Raw genomic sequence first — 18,277 nt, 5'->3', positions numbered from 1 at the left:
TATCGACTATTCGCTCCATCCCCGGCCGCATCAGGTTTGATAATAGTTAATGCACTAAAAACATATCGAGCATTTGGGAATCGCGAAAAGATAACGCGGTGCCGCCATTATTAAATAAATATGAAGCGCGCCCGACCCCGGCATTCCTTTTAATAAGACTGGACACGGTCTTTTTATGTTTTTAAGATCGATTTTCCGTGAGCTCCGCCAGCCGCGCAATCACGCCCGGCAGACGCTTTTTTCATAAAAAGCCCGGATCAAACTCGTTAAATCGTCAGGACCCGCGTGTCGTCTTTCTTCATCGATCGACCGGTATTTGCATGGATCGTCGCGCTCGCGATTTTCGTCGCGGGCGCGCTCGTCACGCCGTTCCTGCCGGTTGCGCAATATCCGCGGCTCACGCCACCGCGCATCGTGATCTCGGCTATGTATCCGGGTGCATCGCCGGAAAGCGTCGACAACACGGTCGCGAGCGTGATCGAAGAAAGTCTCGATGGCGCCGAAGGCCTGCAATATTACGAGACCACAAGCGACAGCCTCGGCGAACTCGAGATCGCCGCCACGTTTTCGGCGGGCACGAATCCGGACATCGCCATGGTCGATGTCCAGAACCGCATGAAGCAGATCGAATCGCGGCTGCCGCAGCAAGTGGTTCAGCAAGGCATCAGCGTGTTCAAGTCGACGGGCACATTCCTGATGCTCGTGGCGCTGACCGCGACCGACGGCAAGCGCGATTCCGTCATGCTGAGCGATTACATCAACCGCTACATGCTGCGCGACCTGAAGCGCGCGCCCGGCGTGGGCGCAGCCGATCTATGGGACGCGGGCGAAGCGCTGCGCGTCTGGATCGATCCCATGAAGCTGCGCGAATACAATCTCGCGGCCGCCGACGTGACGCAAGCCATCGCCACGCAAAACGCCACCGTGACGGCCGGCACGCTCGGCGACGTGCCGTTCGTCGCGGGCCAGCAATTGACGGCGACCGTGACCGTGCGCGGCCAGTTGATCTCGCCGGATGAATTCGGCGAGATCGTTTTGAAGGCGCGTCCTGACGGCTCGGCGGTGCGGTTGAAAGACGTGGCGCGCGTGGAAGTCGGGCGTGACAGTTACGCGTCGTTCTCGCGGCTGAACGGCAAGCCGTCGGCAACGGTCGGCATCAAGCTCTCGCCGCAGGGCAATGCCATCGAAACATCGGACGCGATCCGCGCGAAGCTCGCCGAGTTGTCGCGCAGCCTGCCGCCGGGCGTGGCGGTCGTGATTCCCTTCGATACCTCCCGGTTCGTCCACGTCGCGCTGCACGAAGTTGCGCTGACCTTGCTCGAAGCCGTGCTGCTCGTGTTCCTGGTCATGTGGCTGTTCCTGCGCGACTTGCGTTATGCGCTCGTGCCGACCGTCGTGATTCCGGTCGCGCTCACCGGCGCGCTGCTCGCGCTGTATGCGCTCGGCATGTCCATCAACGTCTTCACCATGTTCGCGCTGGTGCTCGCGATCGGGATTCTCGTCGATGACGCCATCGTGGTCGTCGAAAACGTGGATCGCGTCATGCGCGAGGAAGGCCTGGCGCCAAAGGCCGCCACGCGTCGCGCGATGCAGCAGATGGGCAGCGCGATTGTCGGCATTACGGCTGTGCTCACCGCCGTTTTCGTGCCGATGGCGTTTTTCCCCGGCAGCGTCGGCGGGATCTACCGGCAATTTACCGTGGCGATGATCGCGTCGATCCTCGTCTCCGCGTTCACCGCGTTGTCGCTCACGCCCGCGTTGTGCGCGAACCTGCTGAAAACGCCGCCGCGCGAATCGCTGAAACACGGCACACACGGCGCTCACGGTTCGTCCGGCTTTTCCGCGATGTTCGACTGGACCTCGCGCAAATACAGCGGGCTCGTCACGCGCGTCTTGCGTCGGGCAGGTTCCATGTTCGTGGTGTATCTCGTGCTCGCCGGCGCATGCGCCCTGCTCTATTTGCATATGCCGAATGGCTTTTTGCCTCAGGAAGATCAGGCCCAGCTTCAGGTAATGATCCAGTTGCCGGCCGGCGCCACGCAGGCGCGCACGCTCGCAGCCGTCGAACAAACCGAGGCCATTCTTCGACGCGAACCGGCGGTATCGAATATCACGAGCGTGGTTGGCTGGAGCTTCCAGGGCAGCGGCCAGAACGTGGCGATGTGTTTTGTCGATCTGAAGGACTGGTCCGCGCGCGATCTCGATGCAAGCGCGTTGCGCGACAAGCTCAACCGCTCGCTTTCGACCATCATGGACGCGACCGTATCCGCGCAGATGCCGCCGCCCGTGCCCGGCATGGGCCATTCGGAAGGCTTCGTGATGCGGCTGGAGGATCGTGGCGGCATCGGCATTCAGGCGCTGACCGCGGCGCGCGAGCAGCTCTTCGAGCAAGCACGGCGCAATCCCGCATTCGCCGATGTCCGCTCGGAAGCGCTGCCCGACGCGCCGCGTATCGTGCTCGATATCGACCGCGCGAAAGCCTATGCGCTCGGCGTTCCGTTCGACAAAATCGGCGATGCGCTCGGCAATACCTTCGGCTCGACTTACATCGACGACTTCCCTTCGGGCGGCCGGATGCGCCGCGTGATGATCGCCGCCGACGCGCCTTCGCGCATGACCGAAACCGACCTCATGAACCTCTCCGTGCGCAATCTGGCCGGACAGATGGTGCCGTTGTCGTCGGTCGCTTCGCTGCACTGGACCACGGGTCCTTCCGTGCTGACGCGCTACAACGGCTCGCCTTCCCTCGATGTCAGCGGCCGTCCGGCCAATGGCGTGAGCTCCGGCGCGGCCATGGCCGAGATGGAACGCCTCGCGCAGCTGTTGCCGGTTGGCGTCGGTTTCGACTGGACCGATACCGCGCTGGAAGAAACGCGCGCGGCGCGGCTCACGCCGGTGCTGATCGGCTTGTCGCTGCTGGCGGTTTTCATGGCGCTTGCCGCGCTTTACGAAAGCTGGACCATTCCGCTCGCGGTGCTGACCATCGTGCCGCTCGGCATGATCGGCGCCGTGATCGCGATGTACACGCGCGGCATGCCCAACGACGTGTACTTCAAGGTCGGCATGATCACGGTGATCGGGTTGTCGGCGAAAAACGCGATTCTGATCGTGCAATTCGCGCGCACCCTTCACGCCGATGGCATGGCCCTCGCCGAAGCGATCGTCGCCGCGGCGAGCGCGCGCTTCCGGCCGATCGTGATGACATCGGCGGCATTCCTCTTGGGCGTCACGCCCTTGCTGGTTTCGAGCGGTGCGGGCGCGGAAAGCCGGCGTTCGATCGGCACCGGCGTGTTCGGCGGCGCGATCACGGCGACCGTTCTCGGACTCGTGTTCACGCCGCTGGCTTTTTTTATCGTGGTATCGGCGCAAAGGTTCATGCAGCGCAAATTCAAGTCGATGACCCGCGAAAAAGCATCGGCCAAATCCGAGCTCGACGACCTGCCCCGCGCCGATGTCCAGGGCTCTGGCGAAAGCTGAGCCGGCTGCTGTCCCGATTGCGTAAGCGTAGTCGCCTATGATTGCTACAATCCGCGCTTTACGCGGTCGTGGAGGTTGGGAATGGCCTATCCCGCAGGTACCGTTGCAGCACTCAGTTCGGCGGCGGCAACGGTGTTTTCCATCGGCATCGTGTTCCTGGGTTATTGGGGCATCCACGAATCAACCCAATGGCATTTCGCCGATGTCACCGTCGCCGTCCTCGCGCTCTCCGGCTTCATATGTCTCGGTCTTGTACCGTGGTTCGCAACATCCCCTGTCGAGCATCCCGACGACGAATCCCTCATCCGCCACGCACGCCGCGCGTTCCTGGCGGGCGTGGGCGCGCTCTGGCTGGCCATCGTCGTGTCGATTTTCACGTGAACACACGCCATTGAAAACTCCGCCTTTCAATATGAAGATTCGCCCCGATCAGGTTATTGAACTGGTCGTGAATCTGGTTTTGCCGTGGCTCGCGTACAAACTCGCGTTGCCATATTGGGGTGAGCTCGGCGCGCTTTATGCGTCGGCGGTTCCGCCAATCGTGTGGAGTCTCGTCGAGTTTGCGAGGACCCGTCGGGTCGATGCACTGAGCGTGCTCGTGCTGATCGGCATTGCGCTGTCTATCGTGCTGATGGCGCTTGGCGGCAGTCCGCGCTTGTTGCTGATGCGTGAATCGATGGCTTCCGGCGCCATTGGCTTGGCCTTCCTGCTGTCGCTTGCCGCGCGCCGGCCGCTGACGTTTTATCTTGCGCGCGCGACGGTTGCCCGCGAATCCGATGGCGGCGCCGAGCGCTTTGAAGCGATGTGGGACAGCCGTCCTCAACTGCGCCGCTCGATCCGTCTGATGACGTTCGCCTGGGGCCTGGGGCTGACCGGGGAAAATCTGCTGCGCGCGTGGCTCGCGTGGCATTGGCCAATCGAACGCTTCTTGCTGGTTTCGCCGTTCGTCGGTTACGGGATCTATGGCGGGCTGACCGTGTGGACGCTGATCTATCGCAAACGGATGAAAGCGCGCGAAGCGGCTGCGCCGGCGAATACGGTTCAGTCCTGAGGCAGCTCGAAAAAAACGCGCCCTCGGGCGCGCTTTGTTCAAAGCGGCACTGTGTTTCAGGCTGCCTGCTGCTGGTACTGGATCCGATGCAAGTTCGCGTACAAGCCATTCAGCCGCAGCAATTCGGCATGGCTGCCCTGCTCCGCGATCTTGCCGGCTTCCATGACGAGAATGCGATCCGCGCGTTCAATAGTCGATAACCGGTGCGCGATGACCAGCGTCGTGCGCCCTTTCATCAACGTTTCCAGCGCTTCCTGCACATGCCGCTCCGACTCGGAATCGAGCGCGGACGTGGCTTCGTCGAGAATCAGGATCGGCGCGTCCTTGTAAATCGCGCGCGCGATGGCGAGCCGCTGGCGCTGGCCGCCCGAAAGCCGCATGCCGTTGCCGCCCACGCGTGTTTCCATGCCTTCGGGCATGGCCGCGACCACGTCCGCGAGATTTGCCGCAGCAAGTGCCGCGCTTACCCGCTCGCGATCCGGCGTCTGGCCATACGCGACGTTGGCCGCGATCGTGTCGTTGAAGAGCACCACGTCTTGGCTCACCATCGCCATCTGGCTGCGCAGGTCGTGCAGACTGTATTCGGGAAGCGCCACGCCGTCGACCATCACGGCGCCGCTGGCCGGATCGAAGAAACGCGGCAGCAAGTTGACCAGCGTCGTCTTGCCGCTGCCCGACGCGCCCGCCAGCGCCACCATCTCGCCCGGCGCGACCTTGAAGGACACGGCGTTGAGCGTGGGCCCGGCGCTCGTTCCATAACTGAACGATACGTCGCGGAACTCGACCTCGCCGCGTGCGCGCTGCAACGGAAGGCCGCCGCCTTCGGGCTCCACGGGTTCATCGATAAGACCGAAGATGAGTTCAGCCGCCGTCATGCCGCGCTGCAGCGGCTGGTTGATATCGATCAGATGCTTGAGCGGCGAGATCACGAGCAGCATGGACGTGACAAACGCGACGAAACCGCCGACCGTGGTCTGGTCGTTCGCCGACTGCACCACGGCAATGGTGATCACGATCGCGAGCGCAATCGATGCCAGGAACTGCGTCAGCGGCTGCGCGAGACCACCGGACACCGTCATGCGCATGGAGTAACCGCGCAGGCGATTGCTCATGTCGGTGAAGCGGTCGTTTTCGTACTTCTGGCCGTTGTGCACCTTCACGACCTTGTACCCGCCGACCGTCTCTTCCACGATGTACGAAAGCTCGTTGGTCAGCAGCTGATGTTCGCGATTGAGACGCCGCAAGCGACGGTTGATCTTGCTCACAAGCCAGCCGATGGCCGGCAGGATCACCGCGATCACCAGCGTAAGCCGCCAGTTGAGGATGAACAGGTAGCCGAGCAGGAAAATCACCGTCAGCGAATCGCGTACGAGCGTCACGACAACGCTTTGCAGCACGTTCAGGATCTGGTTCACCTCGAACACGATCGCGTTGATGATCGTGCTGGCTGTTTCGCGCTGGAAGAATCCGGCGCTGGTGTTGATCATCCGGTCGAACATCTTGAGGCGCAGTTCGAGCAGGATCTTGTTGGTGACATACGAAAGCAGATAGCCCGACGCGTATTGCATGCCGCCGCGCACGACCGCGAGACCGACGACGGCAGCCGGCACGATCCACTTCGCACTCGCGCTGCCATGCGCGCCGAAACCGTGGTCGAGCAGCGGCTTCAGCAGCATGGGAATACCGGCTTCGCTCGCGGCGACAAAACCCATCGCGATCAGGCCGAGCGCAACAATGCCGAGCAGCGGCCGGATGTATGGCCAGAGCCGGGTCATGACAGCGGCCGGCGAGGTCGTCTTGCCGCCGCCGATCGTTTTGCTCAAGGTGGGCTGTTGACTCAAAAGTTGTTTCCTTTGTTGTGCTTGCTGCGCGCGCCTGGGGCCGGGAATCGCCGTTCTCGCGGCGCTTGTGCCTTGAGCACTCGTTGCCCTTGCACAGTGCCGATTCGGCAAACCGACATTGTAATCCGGCGAGGTGCCGTGTCTCATTAACGCCTTTCGGCCTCTGACGACGGCCGTGCGTTGCGAGTTTTATGGCGCTTGCGGCTCTTGCGGAAGTTCAGAAGCGCCCTGCCGGTCTTTTAAACGCCCGGGTCCTTTCGCGCTTTAGGAAGCATTCCAGCCAGCTTTTCGCCCTGGCCCATCAGGAACCCTGAGAAACACCAGAACGCGAGCGCCGTGGTCTGCCACATGAAGTCATCGGTCGAATTCTTGGCGACCATGCCCATCACCAAGGCGATTCCCGCTGCGCTCACCCACGGCACCGCGTGCCGCAGCCGCCAGAATCGCCAGATCAAAGCCAGCAGCAACGATATTTCCAGCACCACGCCAACTATGCCCGTCTCGAGCCACGTGTTCAGAAACAGGTTGTGCGCGTGCGTCAGCGCCTGCGGCTCACGTTCCAGCAAGGTCGGCGGAATCTCGGCCTGGAAGACACGTCCCGGCAAAGGCTTGCCAAAACCCACGCCCGTCCATGTGCGCGCTTCGCCTTCCCGACCGTAGAAAGCCCAGAGTTTGGGACGCGTATCCGAGGACATTGCGTCGCCGATACCAGCCAGAACCTCCGGCATGTACATCTTGTCGCCGGCAACCGTGACCTCGCGCGCGGCAGGTTTCGGCATGCTGTGTCCGAGACGCAGGCGCACGCTCAGTTCGAGCGTTCCGACCGCGGCGACGCAGATCACCAGAACGCTCAGCGCCGCAAGCAACAAATGTTTCCGATACAACGGGTAAGCCGCGATCACCAGCGTGACGCCCGCGGCCGGCCAGAAAAAACGGTTGAGCGTCGCCAGGCCGATCACCAGCGCGAGCACGATCCCGCTCAGCCCGAAAAGCCGCCAGCGGCGGTCCATCAGCAGGCCGGTGAAGAGCGTTATCGAAAAGATTGCGAGCGTGCTCGTGTGGCCCACACGGTTGTAGTAATGCAGGAGCACATCGGCGGGATCGGTGGGTGGCTGCAGGCGGCCCCAGTAATACAAACTGCCGCCCACGAGCAGCAGGCACGCAACCCAGTTGATTAACACGATCTGCTGCGCTCGCCCGGTGCGCGTTCCGACAAGCCAGAAGGCCAGGAACGACACGAGCGGATACAGGACTTCGTCGAGCCACGCATGCATGCTGTCGCGCGGAAACGGCGACCACGAAACGGATATCAGCGCCCACGCAGCCCACGCGGCGATGGGCCATAGCAACGGCCAGCGCAATGGCGACGGCCGGTCCGGCGAAAAGGCCGCGGCGAGCGTACCGATGCCCACCAGCCCCAGCGCCATGTTTTCGAGCGCGGTCATGTGGGCGAACATCGCGACAAACATAATGACTGGACACGCCACCCACAGAACGCGTTCCACCTGCATGCACATCTTCGTCATTGCACTCCCGCAAGAGCCGCCCGCAAGCTGTTGCAGACAGCCTCGAGCGAAATAAGTCCCATGCAATCGGCATGGTCGCCGCGCCACGCGACACACGTCGATGTATTGCGATCGCAGCGGCGCGCCCACGCTACATATCGCCTGAAAATGTCGGGCTGATCGCGGCACGGCATGTCAGCGATAGTAACCGGCGTGAACGGCGCATCGCGCCAGTAGTTTCCCGCGCCGTGTATCAGCGCGTTGCCCGGCCCGAACAGCGCGATGGTCGGTACGCCGGTCAGACGCCCGAGATGCGCCACGCCGGTATCGGGACAGACGATCGCCCGCGCGCCGGCAAACATGTGCCACACCTGACGCAAGTCGATACGGCCGGCAAAGCTCGGATACCGGCCGGCGGGATCGATTGCGTCGATCAACTCCGTTTCGCTGGGACCACCGCTCCAGACCGGCGCCAGACCGAGCGTTTCCACGAACGCCGCCAGGGATCGCCAACGCTCGTCGGGCCAGCGCTTGACGTCGGTACTTGCGCCCGGATGCAGCACGACGTAAGGCTTCCGCAAGACACGTGCATCGGCTTCCGCGAGCGCTGCGGGCGCGGGCGCCGGCCAGTCACCCATCTTGTACGGACGCGGCGGCGGACCTTCGACCAGGCGGGCCGCAATGTCGGCCCAGGCGCCGGGCGTGTCCGGATACGAGACGGCTTCGTTGAGCGGCCAGTTCTTCCACGCGGGGACATCGTGCGCGTGGCCGGCGATCCATCGGCATCCTGCCGCGAGTGCAAGCCACGCATGACGATTGTCGCCGGCCACGAAGCCGAGATCGTACGGCCCGGAGCGCAGTATGGCCTTGACCGACTGAACATCACGCGGATCGAACGGAATCACGTCCACGCCGAACGGCTTGCCGTCATACAGCGGCACGATGGGTTTCGGGCAGGTCAGCACAATCTGCGCATCCGGATGTTGCGCCCGCAGTTTCGCGATGAGCGGCGTCAGCAACAGCGTGTCGCCAAGCAACAAGTGATGCGCGATCAGAACACGCCTCACCACCTGCGGCTTCCGGCGCAACGGCTTCAACGTCAGCCGGGGCAATGCGCGGCCCATGATGCGCATGCGTCCAGAAAGTCGGCTCATCGGACAGCGTTCCTGCTTGAGAATTGGAGTGTGTGGGTTGCGATTGATGCGCGTCAAAACCACGCCCGAGTCCGCGATCAAGCGATCCAGGCTTCCAAGCCGCTCACAGACGCCAGGCGACAAGCCCCGCCGCGCGGATCTCCTCCAGCGGCAAACTCGACTTGACGTCGGCAAACACGGCACCCGGTTTCGCCAGTGCGATCAATGCGCCCGTATTTTGCAGGAAATCTCGATGCGGCACCGCGAGAACAACAAGATCGGCGGGTTCCAGCGCATTGAAAGACGTCAAAGTGGCGCCGTATTCGTCGAAAGCCTCTTGCCGGTCAGCGAGCGGATCGTGGAGCTGGACGTGCAGGCCGTAGTCTTCCAGATGATGAACGATATCGATCACCTTGGAATTGCGCAGGTCCGGGCAATTCTCCTTGAACGTCAACCCGAGCACGACCGCCCTGGCGCCAAGCGGCGCGCGGCCGGTGCGGATCAGCGTCTTGACGGCGCGCTCGGCGACGAACCGGCCCATGCCGTCGTTCACGCGCCGCCCGGCCAGGATCAGCTGCGGCGTGTAGCCGGAAACCTGGGCCTTGTGCGTCAAATAATAGGGGTCCACGCCGATGCAATGACCGCCCACCAGTCCGGGCGTGAACGGCAGGAAATTCCACTTGGTGCCGGCGGCGTCCAGCACTTCGCGGGTATCGATATCGAGATAATCGAAGATGATCGCCGCCTCGTTCATCAGCGCGATGTTCAGGTCGCGCTGCGTATTCTCGATCACCTTCGCGGCCTCGGCCACCTTGATGGAGCCGGCGCGATACACCCCTGCCGTCACGACCGAGCCATACACCTCGGCGACCCGATCGAGCGTGCTTGCATCCGACCCGGAGACGATCTTCACAATGTTGCAGAACGTGTGCAGCTTGTCGCCGGGGTTGATGCGCTCGGGACTGTATCCCACGGTGAAATCCGTGCCGAAGCGCAAGCCCGATTCGCGCTCGAGGATCGGCACGCAGATTTCCTCTGTGACGCCTGGATAAACCGTCGATTCATACACCACGATATCGCCGCGCTTGAGCGCCCGGCCGACCGTTTCGGACGCCCGGATCACCGGCTGCAGGTCCGGCTGCGCGCCGGCGCTGATCGGCGTGGGTACGGCGACGATGTGAAAGTCAGCTTGCTTCAAGGTCTTGATGCTGTCGGTCAGCTCGATTTGCGCGCGCGCCAGTTCGTCCCGGCTGACCTCGCCGTTCCGATCCAGACCCGCGCGCAGGTCGGCGAGCCGGTTCGGACTGACATCGAAGCCGATCGTGCGGCGTTGCATGCCAAAAGCGATGGCGACGGGCAATCCCACATAGCCCAGGCCAATAACGGAGACGTGTCGATCATGCATGGCGGTAAATACTCGAAAGTGTCGGGACTCGCGTGGGCCTGAATGCGTGGCTGCATCGGTCCATCGTCATTTGATTTTGAGGTAGAGGCGGCTGAGAAGCGGCCGGCTGTGAACCCACAAGCGGCTTTTCAGCCAGGGCGCGGGTTTGTCGCGCACGTCGAGCCGGAAGATGTTGCCCGGGTTACCGCGTCGGACATTCGTGCCCGGCTGCACCGTGTAGAGATGGCGGAAACCTGACGCGGCGGCTTCTTCGAGATAGTCGGCATCGAAATAGCCCTGCGGCCAGCAAAGATGATCCGATACCTCGCCGAGATTGCGTTCGAGCGTTGCACGAGCTTCAAGCAGATCCTGGCGAAGGCCGGTGCATTTGGCGGCCGGGTCCTGGCTCACGCGATCCCAGCGCGTATGAGTGTGCGTGTGACTATGGAATTCGAACGTCCCGGCCTCGCGCATTGCGTGGATTTCAGACCAGCGCGCGATGACCCTGTCCGTTTCGCCCGCTTCGATCGCCGCCTTCGATGCCGTGTGGCCCAGCAGTTCGGGTACGCCCGGTGATGAGTTCGCCGTGTTCGCTCGCACAGGCCCGCTGTTGATCCATGCCGATACGAGGAACCCGATCGCCGTGAACCCGTGCCGCGCGAGTACCGGATGCGCGTGAACCCAGTTGTCGAGATAACCGTCGTCAAAGGTGAGCACCACAGACCTTTCGGGCACCGGCTCGCCCGCCAGATACGCACTGAAGGCATCTGCGCCAAGCGTTGTGTAGCCTTCTTGCGCGAGCATCGCCATCTGATCCGCGAAATTCGCCGGCGACACGGTCACCGCGCCCGGCGCCGGGCTCACATGGTGATACATCAGAACGGGCACGGCACGCGCCGTCCTCATGCAAGACCTCGTTCGCTCAGGCTGCTGACGTAGAAAGCGGCCATTTCGTTCGCCATGGTATCGACGGAAAAACGCGTTTGCGTGATCTGCAAACCGGCATCGCCCATACGTTGGCGTTCGTCGGGTGCATCGACCAGACGCAACAACGCGGCGGCAAGCGCGCGGTCGTCGTGCGCCGGAACGAGCAGGCCGTTCACGCCGTCCTCGATCACTTCGGGTACGCCATCCACCGCCGAACCAATCACGGGCAATCTCGCCGCCATGGCCTCGATAAACGATGTGCCCAGCGCCTCCTGATGCGTCGGCAAGACGAACAGGTCGAAGCCGGCGAGCACGTTGGGAATATCGCGGCGCAAGCCGAGCATATGAACGTGATCCGTGAGGCCGTTGTCCTGCACGCTGGCGCGGATTTCATTGAAGAGAGGACCGTCGCCGGCAAAGACAAAATGCAGATTCGGTCTTTGTTCAATCAGAGGTTTCGCAATCCGGATCAAATCAGCGTGACCTTTCTTGTCGCGCAGGATTGCGACCGTGCCGGCGATCACCGCGTCTTCGCCAAGGCCGAGTTCTGCGCGCAAAGTCGATGCCGCCCGGCTCACGGAAGGCGGTTTCACGATGCCCGTATAAATCGTCACGACGTCTTTTTCCGGAACACCTTCCGAGACCAGATAACGCCGCACCGACTGGCTCACGGCCACCACCTTATGCGGCAGCCACGTGTAGGTCGCGCGCGACGTGATGGCAAGCGCGAGGTGGCGCGTTCGCACGATCAGCGGCGTGCCGGCAAGCCGCGCCGCGGCGCCGCCCAAAAGACTGTCGCGGCCGCTGTGCGTGTTGAGCACATCGAAACTGCGTTCCTTCAAAAGCTGCCGTATGCGCGCAACCGCGCTGATGTCCATGCCGGAGCGCATGGGCGTTGTGTGGATTGTGAATCCTTCGGCACCAAGCCGCTCGCCGAGCCGCGCGCCTGGGACGCACACGAGTTCCAGCGTGTGACCGCGTTCACGCAGCGCAAGCATTTCCTTGAACGTACGATGTTCCTGACCGCCCCATCCGTTGGACGATTCGCTGTGCAAAATTCTCAGCGGTTTCATTGCAGTGATGGATCCCAAATTGATTCCCGATTATTCGCTGCTGGCGTCACGCGGTTGGTATTGTGAGCATGATTCAACGGTCGCGTCCGCCAGGACGAATCAACACGTGTACTTCTAGTGCGTTCGTTGCGTCGGCAAGCCGGGCAGCCCGATTCTGGTATAACGATGTCCGGCTGCAGACTTCAGGCGCTACGCCCCGTATGGTGTTCGATTTGTGCTTCGTCAGTCTTGTCAGCACACACGAAAAGGTCCGGCTGGCTTCGGGCACATTGCCGTAACAGCGACTATAAACGCAGCACTCGCGGCTGGTGCTTTTAGCGTCAAATTATAGCAATTCACGTATCTTATTCACGCCCCATGACCCGCCCAACGCTCGGCATCGCCCTGATCACTTTCAACGCTGCGGCCCGTCTCGCGCAGTGTCTCGAAGCCGTTTCATTCGCCGATGAAATCGTCGTGATCGATGGCGGCAGCACCGACGCCACCGCCGGCATAGCAGAGGCGCATCGCGCACGCGTCATAGAAGTGCGGGACTGGCCCGGCTTCGGCCCGCAGAAGAACCGCGCGCTCGATGCGCTGACTACGGACTGGGTATTGTCCATTGATGCCGATGAAATCGTGTCGCCGGAACTGGGTCTCGCGATCCGCGAAGCGCTCGCGAAACCACAAGCCGATGTCTACGCGGTCGACCGTTTATCTAATTTTTGCGGGAACTGGATTCATCACAGCGGCTGGTATCCGGACTGGATTCCGCGGCTTTTCAAACGCGGCGCAGCGCGTTTTTCCGATGACCTCGTGCACGAACGGCTCGTGCTTTCACAGCCCGGCGCAACCAAGGTCGCGCGTTTGAAAGGCAAGCTGATGCACTACTCGTACGAGGACTTCGAAACCGTGCTGCGCAAGCTCGATACTTATTCGACGGCCGGAGCGCAACAGCGTCACGCGGCGGGCAAACGCGGCAGCTTCAGCACGGCGGTGCTGCGCGGCGTGTGGGCGTTCGTGCGCACCTACTTCCTGCGACGCGGTTTTCTCGATGGCCGCGCCGGTTTCATGATCGCCGTCTTCAACGCGCAGACCGTGTATTACCGTTTTCTCAAGCTTGCACAGCTGAACCAGCCGCACTGACGGCGAGTTCGAGTAACGCGTCGACGTGTGCCGCGATGCTTGTATCGTAGAGAATGGATTCAGCCGATACGCTTGCCGGTTTTGCATCGAGTGCACGCTGCACGGCACGGCGAAGGTCATCGGCATTTCCGGGCTGAAACGTGAACTTGGCATTGTCGGCAATCGCGCTCACGCAGCCGATGCTCGTCGGGAAAATCACCGGCGTTCCGCACATCACGGATTCGATACCCACCAGCCCGAACGGCTCATAAGTGGACGCGAGAATCGTGAAATCCGCCGCACGATACACATCCTCGATATTCTTCGCGTACCCGATGTACCTGAGCCTGTCCGATGTCTGCGCCGGCGGCCGCCCGGCGACGGCAATCACCACGGGCAAACCGCTGTCTCGCAACGCCGCTTCGATCAGCGGCAAACCCTTGCGCTCGTGACTGCTGGATGGAAACAGCAGAATGTTTTCGTTATCGGCGAAACCGAATTGTTTGCGCAGCGCTGCGCGTTGTTCAGCAGACACCGCCGAAAACCGCGCACCATCCACAGGCGGATAAAGCACGCGGATTTTTGAGTCGGGCACGGCATAGAACGTGCGCAGTTCGTCGCGCATCATTTCCGAGTGCGCGACGATTATCTTGGCCTGCCGATACTGCAAACGCTCTATCTTGATCTGACGGCCGTCCGAAGGGCGTTCTTGACGCCCGCTCGCGGTCAGAAAGCCAATATGGGTTCCCCCGCAAATCGCGATCTCCGACGACTCCACGCGATTGCACCCAATTAGCACATCGACCCGGGCATTTTTGCGTGCGCGCTTGAGCGCCCAGTTGAAATACGTGTCGCGCAGCTTGGATGGCAGCAGCGAAACATTGATCCTGTGCGCTGCGACCATTGCGCTTTCGGGCTGCGACGTATCGATCTTGCGGGCGAAAAACGCCGGCTTGCGCTCGCCGGTAAAACCAGCCGCGTTGAGTCCGCGAACGAGGTCCAGCGCGTAACGCTCGAGGCCGCCGCTTTGTTTGAGCGCGTTGGCGGAGATGCCGAGATTCGCCCACGCCTTGTTCGCGGCGCACATCAATAAACGATTTCGATGGCGCTACCCGCGAACTCCCCGCGCAAGGCCGTGATCAGATCGTCGGTTGGCTTGACGCGCCATTCGTCGCCGAGCCGCACTTCGCCTTCGGCATGCTCGCTTCTATACAAAATGCTCACGTTCAGGCCATTCGGGATCTGCACAGGCGCGCGTTGGCCGCGGCCACCACCGTCGCGGTCTCCGCCGCGCGATCCACCGCGCGATGAAGGCTGAACCACCGCTGGAGCCGCTGCTTGCTCGGGCGGCGCGCTGTGAGCTTCCAACACTTTCTTCAATCGCAGTGCGTCGGCGTTGCCGTTCATTTCGACCTTCACGGATTGCGCGTATCTGCTGCGAGCCCGCTCCAGATCCATTGCGGCTTCAACCGTAAAGCGAATCCCGCCAGTGAACGCGTCGTTGCGGGCTTGACCTTGCACCACGAGCAACTCGTCTTCCTTGTATAACGCCTTGTTCGCTTCGAACTGTTCGTTGAACACGGTGACTTCGCATTGGCCGGTGCCGTCGTCGAGATTCACGATCAACATCTTGCCGCGTTGAGTCATTTGCGTGCGCATAGTCGTTATCACGCCCGCTACGAGCTTCTCGCGCCCTTCTTTCAACTCGCCGATTTTCTGGCGCACGAAGCGGCGGACTTCGGTCTTGTAGGCATCGAAAAGATGGCCCGACAAATAGAAGCCCAGCGCGCTTTTCTCTTCCTGCAAGCGCTTCTTGTCCGACCACATGGGTTCGTCGACGAGTTCGTGGCCTTGTTGCGGTTCGTCGCCCATGTCGAAGAGACCGGACTGCATGGCATTGGCCGCCGCCTGATCCGCGGCCTCCATGGCGAGCGACACGGATGCAATCAGTTGCGCCCGATTATCATGCAGCGAATCGAACGCGCCGGCCCGGATCAGCGCTTCCACCGTGCGCCGGTTCACCATACGGCGATCCACGCGCATGCAGAAGTCGAAGATATCGGTGAACGGCGCTTCTTCGCGCGCGCGCAAGATTTCTTCGATAGCGCTCTGCCCGCTGCCCTTCACCGCGCCGAGGCCGTATCGAATGGTCTTTGAACGCTTGCCGTCGGCTTCGGCTACCGGCTCGAACCGGTAAGCCGACTGGTTGATGTCCGGCGGCAACACGATCATCTTGTTGACGAGGCAATCCTCGAACAGGATCTTGACCTTGTCCGTGTCGTCCATGGCTAGCGACATGTTGGCCGCCATGAATTCAGCCGGATGATGCGCCTTGAGCCACGCCGTGAAGTACGCGAGTAGTGCATACGCGGCTGCGTGCGACTTGTTGAAACCGTAGCCCGCGAACTTCTCCATCAAGTCGAAGATTTCGTCGGCTTTCCCGGCCGTCAGGCCATTCTTCGCCGCGCCCTGCCGGAAGAGTTCGCGATGCTCGGCCATCTCTTCGGCCTTCTTCTTGCCCATCGCGCGGCGCAGCAAGTCGGCGCCACCGAGCGAATATCCGCCGATGATCTGCGCCATCTGCATCACCTGCTCCTGATAGACCATGATCCCGTAGGTCTCTTTCAGGACGGATTCCACGCGCGGGTCCGGATACTCCACGATTTCGCGGCCATGCTTACGCGCGCAGAAGCTCGGAATCAGGTCCATTGGGCCCGGTCGATACAACGCCACCAACGCGATGATGTCTTCGAACCGGTCAGGCTGCGCGTCCTTCAGCATGCCCTGCATGCCGCGGCTTTCCAGCTGGAACACGGCGACCGTGTTCGCTTTCTTGAGAATCTGGAACGAAGCGGGATCGTCGAGCGGAACCTGCGACAAGTTCCAGTCTTTCTTCGATGGGTCCAGCCGGCGGATATACCGTTCAGCCCAGTCGAGAATGGTCAGCGTGGTCAAACCCAAGAAGTCGAACTTCACGAGCCCGACGGCTTCCACGTCGTCCTTGTCATACTGGCTGACCACGCCGCCGTCTTCGCCTTGCGTGTAGAGCGGGCAAAAATCCGTGAGCTTGCCGGGCGCAATCAACACGCCGCCCGCGTGCATGCCGACGTTGCGTGTGAGCCCTTCCACGCGCTGCGCAAGCTCGATCAGCTGATGCACTTCGTCTTCGTTGTCGAAGCGGTCCTGCAGCGTGGGCTCTTCCTTCAGCGCGTCCGCAATCGTCACGTGCTTGCCCGGCTTGAACGGAATCAGCTTCGCGATTCCGTCCGTGAACATATAGCCGAGATCGAGCACGCGGCCAATGTCGCGCACGGCCGCTTTCGCTGCCATCGTGCCGAAAGTCGCGATCTGCGATACCGCATCCGCGCCGTACTTCTGCTTCACATACTGAATGACGCGGTCACGCCCTTCCTGACAGAAGTCGATGTCGAAGTCAGGCATCGACACGCGATCCGGGTTCAGGAATCGTTCGAACAGCAAGTTGTACTTGAGCGGATCGAGGTCGGTAATGAACAACGCGTACGCGACGAGCGATCCCGCGCCCGATCCGCGACCGGGTCCGACCGGCACGCCATTGTTCTTCGCCCACATGATGAAGTCGGCAACGATCAGGAAGTAACCCGGGAAGCCCATCCCGATGATGGTCTTGCACTCGAATTCCAGGCGCGCGTAATACGTCTCGCGCTGCGCCTCGCGGGCGGCTTCGTCGGGATAAAGCTGGACGAGACGCTTTTCCAGCCCTTCCTTCGACAAATGCACGAGGTAGTCGTCGAGCGACATGCCGTCGGGCGTCGGGAAAAGCGGCAGCTTCGGCTTGCCGAGTTCCAGCTTCAGATTGCAGCGCTTCGCGATTTCGACCGTGTTCGCCAACGCCGACGGAAGGTCCGCGAACAACGCGCACATTTCCTCTTGCGTGCGGAAATATTGCTCGGTTGTAAAGCGCTTTTGACGGCGCGGATTCGCGAGCATGTCGCCTTCGGAAATACACACGCGCGCTTCGTGCGCCGTGAAATCGTCCGGGGTCATGAACTGCATGGGATGCGTGGCGACGACCGGCAACTTCAACTGCGCGGCAAGCCCGACAGCTTGCTGAATATAGGTCTCGCCGCCCGGATGCCCAGCGCGTTGCAACTCGATGTAAAACGCGTTCGGGAACAGCTTGGCCCAGCGCTCGGCGTGACGAATCGCGGCCTGGTCGTTACCGGCGGCAAACGCCATGCCGATATCGCCATGCTGCGCGCCCGACAGCGCCAGCAACCCTTCGGACAATCCGCCTTCGAGCCATTCGTACTCGACTTCCGCGCGCCCGCGATACTGATTCGTCAGCCACGCTTTCGAAAGCAGTTCGCACAGATTGAGATACCCGCGCTGGTTCTTGACGAGCAGCAGCAAGCGCGAAGGCTTGTCGCGATCTGCTGGATTAGTGATCCAGACGTCGCAGCCGGCAATGGGTTTCACGCCCTTGCTGCGCGCTTCCTTATAGAACCTGACGAGGCCGAATGCATTGCCGAGGTCGGTTAGCGCGAGCGCGCCCTGGCCGTCCTTGGCCGCGGCCTTGACAACGTCGTCGAGGCGCACGATGCCGTCGGCAATCGAGAATTCGGAGTGAACACGAAGATGGACAAAACGGGGATCTGACATGACCAATATTGTACATCCGCCTATTCGCGAAATACCCGGCGGAAAGCACGCGTTAGCCATTCGGTCAGGGGTCAAACAGACTCGATCCACATCATGAAAAAAGTGCCGTATCGTTAGCCGATCGGTCGAGTCGGAAGCACG

General features: G+C 61.7%; 12 protein-coding genes. 4 read left to right on the top strand and 8 right to left on the bottom strand.

Translation table 11 applies throughout. From position 1 onward, the window contains the following. The first annotated feature begins 285 nt into the window (after positions 1-285). The 3 genes from ASG35_RS02395 (at position 286) to ASG35_RS02385 (ending at position 4,528) form a co-directional block, all read left to right on the top strand. Positions 286-3,477, top strand: coding sequence for a multidrug efflux RND transporter permease subunit (locus ASG35_RS02395; RefSeq protein WP_056352392.1), 3,192 nt, complete (start codon positions 286-288; stop codon positions 3,475-3,477). An 81-nt stretch (positions 3,478-3,558) separates the two neighbouring features. Then, the gene (locus ASG35_RS02390; RefSeq protein ID WP_056352391.1) at positions 3,559-3,858 is read left to right on the top strand and encodes a hypothetical protein; all 300 of its coding nucleotides are present in this window, start codon (positions 3,559-3,561) and stop codon (positions 3,856-3,858) included. 31 nt (positions 3,859-3,889) lie between these two features. Beyond that, positions 3,890-4,528, top strand: a complete 639-nt coding sequence (locus ASG35_RS02385; RefSeq protein WP_056352390.1) for a VC0807 family protein — start codon at positions 3,890-3,892, stop codon at positions 4,526-4,528. 56 nt (positions 4,529-4,584) lie between these two features. Here ASG35_RS02385 and msbA read toward each other — a convergent pair whose 3' ends face one another. The 6 genes from msbA to ASG35_RS02355 all read right to left on the bottom strand — a co-directional run bounded on the left by msbA (position 4,585) and on the right by ASG35_RS02355 (position 12,391). Then, on the bottom strand, positions 4,585-6,303 hold the full coding sequence (msbA, locus tag ASG35_RS02380; protein WP_200945685.1) for a lipid A export permease/ATP-binding protein MsbA: 1,719 nt from the start codon (positions 6,301-6,303) through the stop codon (positions 4,585-4,587). Between the two features lie 305 nt (positions 6,304-6,608). Next, complete coding sequence (locus tag ASG35_RS02375) at positions 6,609-7,895, bottom strand: O-antigen ligase family protein (protein WP_056352386.1); 1,287 nt, start codon at positions 7,893-7,895, stop codon at positions 6,609-6,611. Next, entirely contained in the window at positions 7,892-9,028 is a 1,137-nt protein-coding gene (locus ASG35_RS02370; RefSeq protein ID WP_056352924.1) for a glycosyltransferase family 9 protein, read from the bottom strand. The genes ASG35_RS02375 and ASG35_RS02370 overlap by 4 nt, the downstream gene beginning before the upstream one ends. A 103-nt stretch (positions 9,029-9,131) precedes the next feature. Further along, on the bottom strand, positions 9,132-10,412 hold the full coding sequence (locus ASG35_RS02365) for a nucleotide sugar dehydrogenase (RefSeq protein WP_056352384.1): 1,281 nt from the start codon (positions 10,410-10,412) through the stop codon (positions 9,132-9,134). A gap of 66 nt (positions 10,413-10,478) precedes the next feature. Then, on the bottom strand, positions 10,479-11,297 hold the full coding sequence (locus ASG35_RS02360) for a polysaccharide deacetylase family protein (protein ID WP_056352382.1): 819 nt from the start codon (positions 11,295-11,297) through the stop codon (positions 10,479-10,481). Further along, on the bottom strand, positions 11,294-12,391 hold the full coding sequence (locus ASG35_RS02355) for a glycosyltransferase (protein WP_056352380.1): 1,098 nt from the start codon (positions 12,389-12,391) through the stop codon (positions 11,294-11,296). Before ASG35_RS02355 ends, ASG35_RS02360 begins: the two co-directional genes overlap by 4 nt. 357 nt (positions 12,392-12,748) lie before the next feature. Here ASG35_RS02355 and ASG35_RS02350 point away from each other — a divergent pair, with 357 nt between their 5' ends. Next, a complete protein-coding gene (locus ASG35_RS02350; protein ID WP_056352378.1) occupies positions 12,749-13,516 on the top strand; it encodes a glycosyltransferase family 2 protein in 768 nt (255 codons plus the stop codon). Here ASG35_RS02350 and ASG35_RS02345 read toward each other — a convergent pair. Next, positions 13,485-14,582, bottom strand: coding sequence for a glycosyltransferase family 4 protein (locus ASG35_RS02345; protein WP_056352375.1), 1,098 nt, complete (start codon positions 14,580-14,582; stop codon positions 13,485-13,487). The genes ASG35_RS02350 and ASG35_RS02345 overlap by 32 nt on opposite strands. Further along, positions 14,582-18,145, bottom strand: coding sequence for a DNA polymerase III subunit alpha (gene dnaE / locus ASG35_RS02340; protein ID WP_200945684.1), 3,564 nt, complete (start codon positions 18,143-18,145; stop codon positions 14,582-14,584). The genes ASG35_RS02345 and dnaE overlap by 1 nt, the downstream gene beginning before the upstream one ends. Between the last annotated feature and the right edge of the window lie 132 nt (positions 18,146-18,277).

Source organism: Burkholderia sp. Leaf177 (assembly GCF_001424345.1).
Classification (GTDB): domain Bacteria; phylum Pseudomonadota; class Gammaproteobacteria; order Burkholderiales; family Burkholderiaceae; genus Caballeronia.
Note: the sequence above shows the minus strand (reverse complement) of the source record. Positions and strands in the feature narration are given on the sequence as shown.

Bases quoted from the DNA above. Each gene is read 5' to 3' on its own strand.
- ASG35_RS02390 (WP_056352391.1), top strand. From the start codon at position 3,559: ATGGCCTATCCCGCAGGTACCGTTGCAGCACTCAGTTCGGCGGCGGCA.
- ASG35_RS02385 (WP_056352390.1), top strand. From the start codon at position 3,890: ATGAAGATTCGCCCCGATCAGGTTATTGAACTGGTCGTGAATCTGGTT.
- msbA (WP_200945685.1), bottom strand. From the start codon at position 6,303: ATGACCCGGCTCTGGCCATACATCCGGCCGCTGCTCGGCATTGTTGCG.
- ASG35_RS02375 (WP_056352386.1), bottom strand. From the start codon at position 7,895: ATGACGAAGATGTGCATGCAGGTGGAACGCGTTCTGTGGGTGGCGTGT.
- ASG35_RS02370 (WP_056352924.1), bottom strand. From the start codon at position 9,028: ATGAGCCGACTTTCTGGACGCATGCGCATCATGGGCCGCGCATTGCCC.
- ASG35_RS02365 (WP_056352384.1), bottom strand. From the start codon at position 10,412: ATGCATGATCGACACGTCTCCGTTATTGGCCTGGGCTATGTGGGATTG.
- ASG35_RS02360 (WP_056352382.1), bottom strand. From the start codon at position 11,297: ATGAGGACGGCGCGTGCCGTGCCCGTTCTGATGTATCACCATGTGAGC.
- ASG35_RS02355 (WP_056352380.1), bottom strand. From the start codon at position 12,391: ATGAAACCGCTGAGAATTTTGCACAGCGAATCGTCCAACGGATGGGGC.
- ASG35_RS02350 (WP_056352378.1), top strand. From the start codon at position 12,749: ATGACCCGCCCAACGCTCGGCATCGCCCTGATCACTTTCAACGCTGCG.
- ASG35_RS02345 (WP_056352375.1), bottom strand. From the start codon at position 14,582: ATGTGCGCCGCGAACAAGGCGTGGGCGAATCTCGGCATCTCCGCCAAC.